Origin of the sequence: Kitasatospora sp. A2-31, from assembly GCF_022288725.1 — a bacterium.
Classification (GTDB): Bacteria; Actinomycetota; Actinomycetes; order Streptomycetales; family Streptomycetaceae; genus Kitasatospora.
The window spans coordinates 316,988-328,249 of record NZ_JAKNTA010000004.1 but is presented as its reverse complement, the minus strand read 5'-3'; the positions used below and the strand labels follow the sequence as shown (position 1 = coordinate 328,249).

Below are 11,262 nucleotides of genomic sequence, written 5' to 3'. Positions count from 1 at the left end.
GACGCCGGGCCCGGGGGCCTGGGGACGCCCTACGCGTCGCAGGCCACCGCGCGGGTCGGGAACGACACCGGCGTCTCCGCGCCGTCGTGGGTGGCCATCACGAACTCGTGGTCCGCGAGTCGCCAGGCGCCCTCGCCGATCGACCGGTAGGACGGCCACTCCTCGGCCGGAAGCAGGTTCCAGCCGGTGAGCAGGTTCAGCAGGTGCGGGTCGAAGGAGACCCAGCGGTCGTCCACCCTGACGTCCAGCCAGGAGTGGGCGATCGAGTAGGGCGCGGAGAGGAACAGGCCGAAGGAGCGGCGGGCGGTCAGGCCGAGCCCGTGCGCCTCCTCGGCGAGGAAGGTCGCCGCCAGCCCGCAGTCGGCGAGGGCCGCCTCCCGCAGGAAGCCGACGTCCTGGCGGAGTCCGGCGGGCAGGTGGTGGAAGTGCACCGCCGCGACCAGCTCGGTCAGCGCCGCCAGCTCCGGGTGGACCGCGGCGGGCCGGGCCGGGACCCGCCGGGTCAGCGTGAAGGGGCCGCCGGCCGGTCCGGCGAAGCCCGGCTGCTCGCGCAGCAGCGGTGCCGCAGCGGGGTTGCAGTCGTGCGCGCGCGGGCCGGGCGGACAGGCCGGCAGCACGTCCACGGTGTAGGCGGTGGCGCCGGAGGCCCGGGCGGCCGAGCGGATCGCCGCCGCCCAGCCGCGCATGGCCATGAACCGCGCGGAGGGCAGGGCGAGCGACAACGAGACGTTGGCGAGGTCGAGCTGGTCGTAGCGGGGGCCGTCGGCGGCCGGTCGGCACGGCAGGCCCAGCTCGGTGAGCGTGCCGAGCAGCGGCGCGTCGATGCCGTGCTGCCAGGCGGCCTCGGCAGCGGTCTGCCCGAACTCCCGGTACCGGTCGGGCACGCGCCCGATCCGGCCGACGAGCGCGCGCAGGGTCCGCTCGTCGGCCACCGGCCGGGCGGCGCGGGCGGGCCCGGCCATCAGTGCGCCTCGGCGGGGACGGCACGCGCGCCCGCCTGGTACGAGGCCGCCTGGATGCCGTACAGCTCGCTGTACTGACCGCCGCGCGCCATCAGTTCGGCGTGCGAGCCGTACTCGGCGACCCGTGAGCCGTCCAGGACGACGATGACGTCCGCCATCCGCACGGTCGAGAAGCGGTGCGAGACCAGGACGGTGATCCGGCCGGAGCCGTCGCCGGCGGCGGCACGGGCGGCCTCGGCGTAGCGCTCGAAGAGCTCGTGCTCCACCTCGGCGTCGAGCGCGGAGGTCGGTTCGTCCAGCACCAGCAGCAGCGGTTCCTCGCGCACGAAGCCACGGGCCAGGGCGACCTTCTGCCACTGGCCGTGGGACAGGTCGACGCCGTTCTCCCAGGTCGGGCCGAGCTGGGTGTCCAGGCCGTCGGGGAGGCCGTCGACCAGCTCCTCGGCCCCGGCGCGGGCGATGCCGGCCCGGGCGGCGGCGGGATCGTCGAGACGCGGGAGGTCGCCGAGACCGACGGACTGCCGGACCGGGTACTCGAACTTGAAGAAGTCCTGGAACGCGCCGCTGATCCGCTCCCGCCAACCGGCCGGGGAGATCCGGGCGAGGTCGGCGCCGTCCACGGTGATCGTCCCCGCGGTCGGGGCGTAGAACCGGCAGAGCAGCTTGACCAGGGTGGTCTTGCCGGCGCCGTTCTCGCCGACCACGGCGACGACCTTGCCGGCGGGCAGCTCCAGGGTGACGTCCTCCAGGACGGCCTGCTCGGAGCCGGGGTAGCGGAAGCCGACGCGCTCCAGCCGGATGCCTTCGGTGAGGCGGGCGGGCACGGGCAGATCGGCCGCGGCCCGGTCGGCGGCGGCGAGGTCCTCCAGCCAGGTCAGCCGGCGCGAGACGTCGAGCCAGATGGTCCGGTAGAACTGGGTCTGGGTGACGGTCTGTCCGACGTACTGGGCCAGCCGGCTGCCCGCGGTGAGCAGCAGCAGACTGTCGGCGGCCGCCGAGCCGGAGCCTCCGGCGACGTGCGCGACGGCCAGCACGAAGGCGGCGCCGAACAGTGCGTGGGAGGCGGCCTGCCAGACCGCGGTGGTCCAGCGGGAACGGGCCAGCGGCCGGTAGCGGCGGTTCCAGGCGTCGTGCCGGGCGTCGTGGAGCCAGCGCTGGACGCCGGCGACCCGGATCTCCTTGCCTGCCGCGGCCGAGGTGGCGAGGGTGAAGAGGTGGCGGGCCCGGCGCTCGTGCTGGGCGCCCGCCTCCTCGGCCTTCTTGTCGACGCCGGAACGCCAGCCGGACACCAGCACGCCCGGGACGGCCAACACGCCCAGCAGGCCGAGCAGCGGGTCCACCGACATCAGCAGCAGCAGGGTGATGGCCAGCCGGACGAGGACGCCGACGGTGCCGAAGAGCTCCTGGTAGAGGTAGCTCAGCGCGCCGGCGTGGTTGCGCAGCACGGAGATGCGGTCCGCGTGCTCGGGCCGCTCGTGGTGCTCCAGGGTGGTCACCGCCGACTGCAGCCGGGCGACGTGCGACTCGACGTAGACCGCGGCCCGGTCGGCGAAGCGACGGTTGGCCCGGTCGCTGACGATGCCGAGCAGCCAGCTGCCCGTGGCGAGGGCGCCGAGGAGGAGCGCGGCGGCGAGGATCCGGCCGTCGTCCTGGGTGAGCACCCCGTGCAGCAGCGCGGCCAGGCCGGCCGCGAACAGCGCGTCGGGGGCGGCCGCGGCCACCGTGGTCCCGAAGGCCACCACGATCAGCAGCGGGCTGGCCTGGTAGCCGAGCCGCAGCGAGCGCGCCAGCGCCCGGACGGACGACGGCAGCGGGTCGGCGGCCTTGGTCTTGTCAGCCGGCGATGCCATCGGGTTCCTCCTCGAATCGGGACGCCTGCAGGTCGAACATCTGCCGGTACCGGCCGTTCGCCGCCATCAGCTCGTCGTGGGTGCCCAGCTCGGCGACCCGCCCGTCGGCGAGGACGCAGATCCGGTCGGCGTGCTGGACGGTGGAGAACCGGTGGGAGATGAGGACGGTGGTGCACCCCTTGGTGGCGGTGAGGATCCGGTCGAAGATCTCGGCCTCGCCCCGGACGTCCAGCTGGGCGGTGGGCTCGTCCAGGACGACGACCCCGGCGCCCTGGCGCACGGCGCAGAGCGCGCGGGCCACGGCGACCCGTTGCCACTGACCGCCCGAGAGGTCGCGGCCGCCGTCGTACCCGGGGGCCAGGACGGTGTCGAGGTCGGCGAGGCCCGCCGCTCCGGCGTCGGCCAGCGCGGCCTCGATGACCTCGTCGGGGGCACCCAGCGGTGCGACGTTGTCCCGCAGCGGCAGCTCGTAGCGGTTGAAGTCCTGGAAGACGGCGGTCAGCCGGCGGCGCCAGGAGGCCAGGTCGAGCTCGCCGAGCGCAGTGCCGTCCACCTCGATCGTGCCGCTGGTGGGCTCGTAGAGCCCGCAGAGCAGTTTGACCAGGGTGGTCTTCCCGGCACCGTTGAGGCCGACGACGGCCAGCGACGTCCCGGCCTCGATGGTGAGGTCGAGGCCGTCGAGCACCGGCCGGTCGTCGTTCGGGTAGGAGAAGCCGACCTCGCGGAAGCGGATCCCGTCCCGCGGGGCCTCGCCGGCCGGGAGCTCGCCGGTACCGCCGAGCCGGCCGGCCTGCGCCATGCTCTCGCGCAGGCCGAGGACGGCGGCGACCGAACCGGCGGCGGGCGGCAGGGCCCAGTTCAGACCGCCGAAGGCGATCGCACTGGCGCCGACCGCGGCCTGGGCGAAGACCACGACCTCGCCGGTCCCGATGGCGCCGGAGGCGGCGTCCCGGGCCAGCGACCACAGGGTGACGCCGTTGGCCGCGACCAGGACGACGATGGTCCAGCGCAGCGGCCGCTGCTGCAGCTTGGTGGTCTGCCAGCGCAGCTCCACCAGGCGCCGGCGGGCGGCGGCGAAGCGGGCCACGGTCCAGTCGCCGAGCCCGAAGATCCGCAGCTCCTTGGCGGCCGGGGCGTCGACGGCCAGCTTGTAGGTGTAGTCGGAGCGTCGCTGGGCGTCCAGCACCTCGCCGGTGTTGCGGTCCCAGAAGCTGCTCTCCCTCAGCAGCCAGTGGGTGGCCAGCCAGGCGCCTCCGACCAGCAGGGGTGCCCACCAGGTGTAGGCGGCGAGCACGATCACCTGGCCGGCGCCGACGGCCGCCTCGACCAGGCCGCCGGCGATCAGCCCGACCGAGATGGCCATCGGCGGGCCGACCGTGCCCTGGTCGAAGTCGCGGGCGCCGGCCAGCTCGTCGGCCAGCTCGCGCGACTCCAGGTGGGCGATGCCGCCGGGTGCCGTGGTGGTCTCGACAAGCAGGTCGTGCAGCAGGCAGGAGAGGCGCTCCCCGAGGGCGACGCCGACCTGTGAGTGCAGCGGCACCAGCATCCGGAGCAGGACGAACACCGTGCCGGCGGCGCAGAGCGGGCCGGTCAGCGAGGTGCCGTCGCCGATCGCGTCCACCAGCAGGCCGGTGGTGACGGCGAACAGGGCGGGCAGGGCGCCGCGCACCAGGATCAGCGACCACCAGGCGACGGCCAGGCCACGGTGAGCGCGGGGCAGGACGGCGAAGAACTTCCACTCGTCCCGGTCATGCAGCCGGGCGGCCAGAGCCGCGAGGCGGGAGCGCGGTTCGGCCCCGCCGGGGGTCGGGGGTGTCTCGGTCAGGGGCGGATCGCCGTCTTGCCGTCTGGGCACGGGGAAGCACACTTCTCTCGCTGGTACGGAACTGCGGGTGAGGTCTCGGGAGCGCGGCGGCGCCGGGCCGGGGCCGGGCGTGGTGGGCCGGGCGCGGTAAGCCGGGCGCGGTGGGCCGGGAGTCGGGGCCGGGGGTCAGGCCTTGGTGGCCGACACCAGGTATCCGGTGGTGCCGCCGAGGTAGTGACCGTCCTCGTGCAGCTGCTCGAGCCGGTCCTTCCAGGCGACCACCTGGCGGGCGGTCAGCACCCGGTCCTTGACCAGCTGGGCGAGCGGCCGCCGCATGGTGAACAGGAAGAACGCGAGGTCGTTGGGCACCGGGTGCGGGTGGACCGCGACCCCGGTGAAGCCGGCCTCCCGGTAGAGCCTGGGCAGCTGACGGCCGATCCAGCCCTGGAGCGCCGCGTCGGTGACGTAGTCGAGGATCGTCCGGGTGGTCGCCCGGTCGGGGTGGTCGAGCACGGTCGTGCCGAGGTCGAACTCGAAGGCCACCGCTCGGCCGCCGGGCCGCAGGACCCGGGCGATCTCGGCGATCGCGCGCGGCGCGTCGGGCACGTGCTGCAGCAGGGTCTGCGCCCGGCAACGGTCGAACTCGCCGCCCCGGAAGGGGAGGTCGAGCGCGCTGCCGACCTCGAAGGAGACCGCCGCACCGACCCGGGCGGCGCGCAGCCGGGCCTCGGCGACCATGGTGCGGCTGAGGTCGAGCCCGGTGACCCGGGCACCCTGCGGCACCCGCCCGGCCATCGCGATCGCGTCGGCGCCCAGCCCGCAGCCGACGTCCAGCACCGCCGTGGCGCCCTCCAGCCGCAGCTCGGCCATGATGGCCTCCTCGGCGGTGCGCATGCCCGGGTAGGCCTTGCCCTCGTCCAGCGCCCGGATCAGCGGCAGCGGATCCTCGGCCTCGTCCACGGCCGCGAAGGCACGCAGGTCGGCTCCGATCGCCTCGACAGGCATTGGGACTCCCCCTCCGATGTGCAGGTCGACGGACCGGTCCGCCCGGTGACGGCGCTTCACTGGCGCTCGATGTCCGTGGTCCCGGCTCGCGCACAGGCGTGCTGCGGCCCGGCCGACCTGGGGTGCGGCACTCCGGCACCCCGGCGGCGTCGACTGGATGATCTTCGCCAGACTCTACGTCATGACATGTACGCAGTCGAGCGTGACGATCGCCGCAAACACTCCGGACATGTGACCCGCATCACGTTGCTGATGTGGACATGCAACGTGCTAGCGTCGCCCCGCAGTCGATCAAGGAAAGGGGGTGGAAATCCATGGCTACCCGTCCGGCTCCGACCGACGAGGAGATCGCGGCCTTCGAGGCCTGGGTCACCGAGTACGACATCAACTCGATGAAGATGCGCTGAATTCGAGCGTCATCCGGGAAGCGCCTCCGGATGATCCCTCCGGGCATTCAGGGGCGCCCCTCCCGATCTCCGGAACATATCGCACGAACGGGGGTGACAGACATGGCTACGCGCATCGCTCCGACCGACGAGGAGCTCGCGGCCTTCGAGGCCTGGGTGACCGATTTCGACATCAACTCGAGCAAGAAGGCCTGATCAACGGCCTTCCAGCCCACAGCAGGAACTCAGGAAGAACGGGGGTGACATTTCCATGAGCACTGCCCTCATCGAGGCGGTCCGTCCGGCGCCGAGCCTGGAGGAGATCGCCGATTTCGAGGCCTGGGTGGCCGAGCTGCAGAGCGACGACGCCGCCGACCGTGAATTCAGCATGAGGAAGATCGCGGCCTGATCAGGCGCCGCCCAGCGGCACCCCGGCGGTTTCCGGGGCGGATTTCCCCGCCCCGGAGACCGCCGCTTTTCGCCGTCCCGGACCGGGGATCCCCGGGGCGGCTCCGGGAATGCACCCCACGGCGATACCGGAATTCCAAGCGGCCGTTCCGCCCCCCTCCGGGACGCCCGCGATTCCCCCGGAACGACGGTGGCCCGTCCGGGGATCCCCGGACGGGCCACCGTCGCGCACGCCGGCCGGCCGGCGACGGATCAGCCCTTCGTCAGGTGACGGCCGATCACCAGCCGCTGGATCTGGTTGGTGCCTTCGACGATCTGCAGCACCTTGGCCTCGCGCATGTAGCGCTCGGCCGGGAAGTCCTGGGTGTAGCCGTAGCCGCCGAGGACCTGCACGGCGTCGGTGGTCACCCGCATCACGGTGTCGGTGCAGAACAGCTTGGCCATCGCCGCCTCCTTGGAGAACGGCCGGCCCGCGTCGCGCAGCCGCGCGGCGGACAGGTAGAGCGAGCGGCCGGCCTCGATCTGGGTCGCCATGTCGGCGAGCATGAAGGACAGGCCCTGGAAGTCGGCGATCGGGCGGCCGAACTGGCGGCGGGTGCGCGCGTACTCGACGGCGAGGTCCAGCGCGGCCTGGGCCACGCCGATCGCACAGGCGGCGATGCCGAGGCGGCCGGAGTCCAGTGCGGCGAGTGCGATCTGGAAGCCCTGCCCCTCCGTGCCGATCAGCCGCTCGCGGGGCACCCGGGCGCCGTCGAAGTGCAGCTGGGCGGTCGGCGAGGAGCGCATGCCCATCTTCTGCTCCGGCGGGGCCGCCGAGAGGCCGGCCGTGACACCCGGCACCAGCAGGCAGCTGATGCCGCGCGAGCCCGGCTCGCCGGTGCGCACCAGGGCGCTGTAGAAGTCGGCCTGCCCGCCGTGGGTGATCCACGCCTTGGTGCCGCTGACCACGTAGTCGTCGCCGTCCAGGTCGGCGCGGGTGCGCAGCGCGGCGGCGTCGGAGCCGGACTGCGGCTCGGAGAGGCAGTACGCGCCGAGCTGGTCGCCGGAGAGCATGCCCGGCAGCCACTCGGCGCGCTGCTCCTCCGTGCCGAAGGTGGCCAGGGCGTGGCAGGAGAGGGTGTGCACGCTGACACCGAGGCCGACCGCCAGCCAGCCGGCCGACAGCTCCTCCAGCACCTGCAGGTAGACCTCGTACGGCTGGTCGCCGCCGCCGTACTTCTCCTCGTACGGGAGCGAGAGCAGGCCGGCCGCGCCGAGGGTGCGGAAGACCTCGCGCGGGAAGCGGCCGGCGGCCTCGTCCTCCGCCGCGCGCGGCAGCAGCTCGCGCTGGACCAGCTCCCGGGTCAGGCCCAGCAGCTCGCGGGCCTCCTCGCTGGGGAGCTGACGGTCCACGGCTTTCGCAGGGGAGGTGGTCATGGCGGCTGGTCGCCTCCTCGTTCGGGCACCGGGCCCCGGAGTGGCGGGCCCGACGCGGGTGTGGCTGGTCGGACCGACCGGCACCGGATTGCGGTGAACGGCCGTTCACAAGCGTGGCGATGCGAGTATGCCCGATTCCCGGCACTGCCGTCACGACCTGCGGGGGATCACTGTCCGTATCGGCATGCGGGCCGCCGTAGGCTGGCCATTGTGGCTGCTTCCGAAACCTTCGAACCCCCGTCCTGGGGTCGGTCCGATGTGCGCACCGCCGGGGCGGCCGGCGCCGGTGCCGCGGGCGCCGGCCGCCGGGCGGGGGGCGGCTCCGGGGAGTCCACCGCCGGGCTGACCGCGCTCGCGGCCGAGCTGCACGCCCTCGCGCCGTCCTGCGGGCCGGTGCGACTGGTCGCGGTGGACGGCCACGCGGGGTCCGGCAAGACCACCTTCGCCGGCCGGCTGGCCGCCGCGCTCGGCGGCGCTCCGGTCGTGCACCTGGACGACCTGGCCACCCACGCGGAGCCGTTCGGCTGGACCGGGCGGCTGAGGGAGCAGGTGCTGGAGCCGCTGGCGGCCGGCCGGGACGCCGCGTACGAGGTGTACGACTGGACGCTGCGCCGTTTCGCCTCCACGGCAGCGGTGCCGAGCGCGCCGGTGGTCCTGGTGGAGGGGGTCGGCGCCGGGCGGCGCGCGGTGCGGCCGTGGCTGGCACGGGTGGTCTGGATGGAGCTGGCGGCCGAGGACGCCCGGCGGCGCGGCGAGGAGCGGGACGGCCCGGCACTGGCGGAGTTCTGGGAGGGCTGGACACGGGCCGAAACGGCACATTTCGCCGTCGACCCGAGCCGCCCGTACGCCGCGACGCGGGTCGACGGCGTGACCGGGCGGATCACGCCGAGCACCGTCGGTGAACCTTCAACAAGCCCTTGACCTGCGGTATCGCCAGGAATTAGGTTTCCGGTGTCGCCGCATCCACGGATCGCGCGACACCTCGACTCGGCACCCCCGGCTTGTTCCCCCGTGAGCCGGGGGTGCCGTCCCCGCTCCCGCGCGCCCTGTGCGCAGCCCCCGCGCGCCGGTGCGCCCTTCCGGGCCCCGCGGCTCGGTCGAAAGCCCAACACCCGCGCCCTCGATCGCATTTGACCCGGTGCGGCACCCTTCCGGATCAGCGCCGCGCCGGTACGATTTCCGGGAGGCGCATATGCGTCCCGGGGGCGTACGACCACCGGCCGGCTCCGCGCACGACGACTCCGACGCCGGCCGGGCCCCGAGGCACACCGCGGGGGGCGTGAGTGACGACGGTGGACAGTTCCGACAGCGACAACGCGGGCGGCCCGGCCCCGAACCGGCTCGCCGACCGTGCCTGGCTGCGCGCGATGGACGCCTACACGGCGGGAGCGTACGCCCGCGCGGAGGAGGAGTTCCGAACGGCCGTCCGGCTGGACCCGGGGATGGCCGACGCCTGGCTCGGCCTGCACGCGCTGCGCAGCGACACCTCCGGCGCCCTGCTGGCGATGTACCGGAACCAGAAACGTTTCGGCGAGCAGCGCCGCCGCCACAGCCGGCCGCTCAGCTCCTGGTACTGGCTGGGCTGGTGGGTCCAGCCGGTGCTGGAGGACTCCCGGGACCTCGCCCTGGCCCACGCCTCGCACTGGCTGGACGGCCGCCACCTCTCCGAGCTGGACCAGGCGCTGGAGCAGTGCCCGTCCCCCACCGAGGACCCGTCGGCCCGCTTCCTGCACGCCTGCCGCTCCTACCTGCTCAAGGACTGGGAGCAGCTGATCCGCGACACCGACCGGCTGCTGGACGACCCGCTGCTCGGCATCGAGGCCGGGCTGTTCGCCGGCATGGCCCGGGTACGGCTGGACATGTGCGCGCAGGCGCAGGCCCCGCTGGCGGCCTCGCTCGCCCGCTGCCGCTCCGAGCAGCCGCAGCGCAAGGAGCTGCGGTACTGGCTGGCGCGGGCGTACGAGGGGGCCGGGCGCAGCGCCGCCGCGTTACCGCTCTACCGTGCGGTGCACCGGGCCGACCCGGCGTTCATGGACACCGCGGCCCGGCTCGCGGCGATCGCGGCCGAGGACGGGCTGGGGGACGCGCTGCTGGACGCCATGGGCGCGGCCGGTCGCGAGGCGGGTACGGCGGCCGGCGACATCGGGTGGGACACCGACGGACCGGGTTCCACCGCCGACCTGGACGCGTTGGCGGCCGGGGGCCAGGACGCCGCCGGGTTCGAGCCCGGCGCTTTCGGCGGCGGGGCCGGCCCGGCCGGGACCTCCTCCGCCGAGGCGTACTCGGCCGAGGCCTACTCCGCGGAGTCCTACCCTGCCGAGGCCTTCTCCGGCGGGCCGGCGTCCGGGCCGCTCCCGGCCGAACAGGACGCCGGCGGCGCCGATCCGGCGCCCAGACCCGGTACGCCCGGCGCCGCCGGCGCCCCGGTGCCCCCGGGCCAGGCCGCCCCCGCCGGCGAGCGCCCGGGCCCGGCCGTCCCGCCCCTCGTCCCGGCGGCGGGCGGCGCCGGACCGACCCACGGCGAGGCGCTCCCCCGGACGGCGGGCGCCTTCGCCACCGCCGGCCGGACCGGCAGCGAGCAGGAGCTGGACGCAGCCCTCGCCGAGCTCTCCCGGATGGTCGGCCTGGAGCCGGTCAAGCGGCAGGTCCGGGCGCTCTCCGCCCAGCTGCGGATGTCCCGGCTGCGGGCCGCACAGGGCCTGCCGGTCCAGCCGCCCAAGCGGCACTTCGTCTTCTCCGGCCCCTCCGGCACCGGCAAGACCACCGTCGCGCGCATCCTCGGCCGGGTGTTCCACGCCCTCGGCCTGCTCTCCGGCGACCATCTGGTCGAGGCCCAACGAGCCGATCTGGTCGGCGAGTTCCTCGGCCAGACGGCGGTGAAGGCGAACGAGCTGATCGACTCCGCGCTGGACGGCGTGCTCTTCATCGACGAGGCCTACAGCCTCTCCAACTCCGGCTACAGCAAGGGTGATGCGTACGGCGACGAGGCCCTGCAGGTCCTGCTGAAGCGGGCCGAGGACAACCGCGACCGGCTGGTGGTGATCCTGGCCGGCTACCCGGAGGGGATGAACCGGCTGCTCGCCACCAACCCCGGCCTGAACTCCCGCTTCACCACCCGGGTGGACTTCCCCAGCTACCGCCCGGGCGAGCTGACCGCGATCGGTGCGGCGCTGGCCGACCGGGACGGCGACGGCTGGGACGAGGACGCCGCCGAGGAGCTGGCCAGCATCTGCACCCACGTGGTCCGCGAGGGCTGGATCGACGAGCTCGGCAACGGCCGGTTCATCCGCACCCTGTACGAGAAGTCCTGCGCCTACCGGGACCTGCGGCTCACGCTGCTGCGCGAACCGCCCGGCCGCGAGGACCTGGCCACCCTGCGGCTGCCGGACCTCGTCCAGGCCTACGGCGAGCTGATCGACGGCCGGGGCTGA

The 11,262-nt window shown here is 74.4% G+C and carries 8 protein-coding genes; 3 read left to right on the top strand and 5 right to left on the bottom strand.

Features of this window, described 5'->3' with window-relative positions:
• Window positions 1-29: 29 nt before the first annotated feature.
• From MCM47_RS13660 to MCM47_RS13645, 4 genes are all read right to left on the bottom strand, one after another.
• Window positions 30-962 carry a transglutaminase domain-containing protein gene (locus tag MCM47_RS13660; protein WP_238861828.1) on the bottom strand — a complete coding sequence of 311 codons (933 nt, stop codon included), beginning with the start codon at window positions 960-962 and terminating at the stop codon, window positions 30-32.
• Window positions 962-2,812 (bottom strand): ABC transporter ATP-binding protein, encoded by a 1,851-nt coding sequence (locus tag MCM47_RS13655; RefSeq protein WP_238861827.1) that lies wholly within the window; start codon window positions 2,810-2,812, stop codon window positions 962-964. Before MCM47_RS13655 ends, MCM47_RS13660 begins: the two co-directional genes overlap by 1 nt.
• Entirely contained in the window at window positions 2,796-4,667 is a 1,872-nt protein-coding gene (locus MCM47_RS43230) for an ABC transporter ATP-binding protein (RefSeq protein ID WP_238861826.1), read from the bottom strand. Before MCM47_RS43230 ends, MCM47_RS13655 begins: the two co-directional genes overlap by 17 nt.
• A 135-nt stretch (window positions 4,668-4,802) precedes the next feature.
• A complete protein-coding gene (locus tag MCM47_RS13645; RefSeq protein WP_238861825.1) occupies window positions 4,803-5,621 on the bottom strand; it encodes a methyltransferase domain-containing protein in 819 nt (272 codons plus the stop codon).
• 657 nt (window positions 5,622-6,278) lie between these two features.
• On the opposite strand from MCM47_RS13645, the gene MCM47_RS13640 reads away from it, so the two are divergent.
• Window positions 6,279-6,416 (top strand): hypothetical protein, encoded by a 138-nt coding sequence (locus MCM47_RS13640; RefSeq protein ID WP_238861824.1) that lies wholly within the window; start codon window positions 6,279-6,281, stop codon window positions 6,414-6,416.
• A gap of 251 nt (window positions 6,417-6,667) precedes the next feature.
• On the opposite strand, the gene MCM47_RS13635 is transcribed toward MCM47_RS13640, so the two are convergent.
• A complete protein-coding gene (locus tag MCM47_RS13635; protein ID WP_238861823.1) occupies window positions 6,668-7,831 on the bottom strand; it encodes an acyl-CoA dehydrogenase family protein in 1,164 nt (387 codons plus the stop codon).
• A gap of 342 nt (window positions 7,832-8,173) precedes the next feature.
• On the opposite strand from MCM47_RS13635, the gene MCM47_RS13630 reads away from it, so the two are divergent.
• Complete coding sequence (locus MCM47_RS13630; RefSeq protein ID WP_238862138.1) at window positions 8,174-8,752, top strand: uridine kinase; 579 nt, start codon at window positions 8,174-8,176, stop codon at window positions 8,750-8,752.
• Between the two features lie 446 nt (window positions 8,753-9,198).
• A complete protein-coding gene (locus MCM47_RS13625) occupies window positions 9,199-11,262 on the top strand; it encodes an AAA family ATPase (RefSeq protein ID WP_238862137.1) in 2,064 nt (687 codons plus the stop codon).

Excerpts from the sequence above, each read along its gene's own strand:
- MCM47_RS13660 (WP_238861828.1), bottom strand. The coding sequence starts at position 962 with ATGGCCGGGCCCGCCCGCGCCGCCCGGCCGGTGGCCGACGAGCGGACC.
- MCM47_RS13655 (WP_238861827.1), bottom strand. The coding sequence starts at position 2,812 with ATGGCATCGCCGGCTGACAAGACCAAGGCCGCCGACCCGCTGCCGTCG.
- MCM47_RS13645 (WP_238861825.1), bottom strand. The coding sequence starts at position 5,621 with ATGCCTGTCGAGGCGATCGGAGCCGACCTGCGTGCCTTCGCGGCCGTG.
- MCM47_RS13640 (WP_238861824.1), top strand. The coding sequence starts at position 6,279 with ATGAGCACTGCCCTCATCGAGGCGGTCCGTCCGGCGCCGAGCCTGGAG.
- MCM47_RS13635 (WP_238861823.1), bottom strand. The coding sequence starts at position 7,831 with ATGACCACCTCCCCTGCGAAAGCCGTGGACCGTCAGCTCCCCAGCGAG.
- MCM47_RS13625 (WP_238862137.1), top strand. The coding sequence starts at position 9,199 with ATGGACGCCTACACGGCGGGAGCGTACGCCCGCGCGGAGGAGGAGTTC.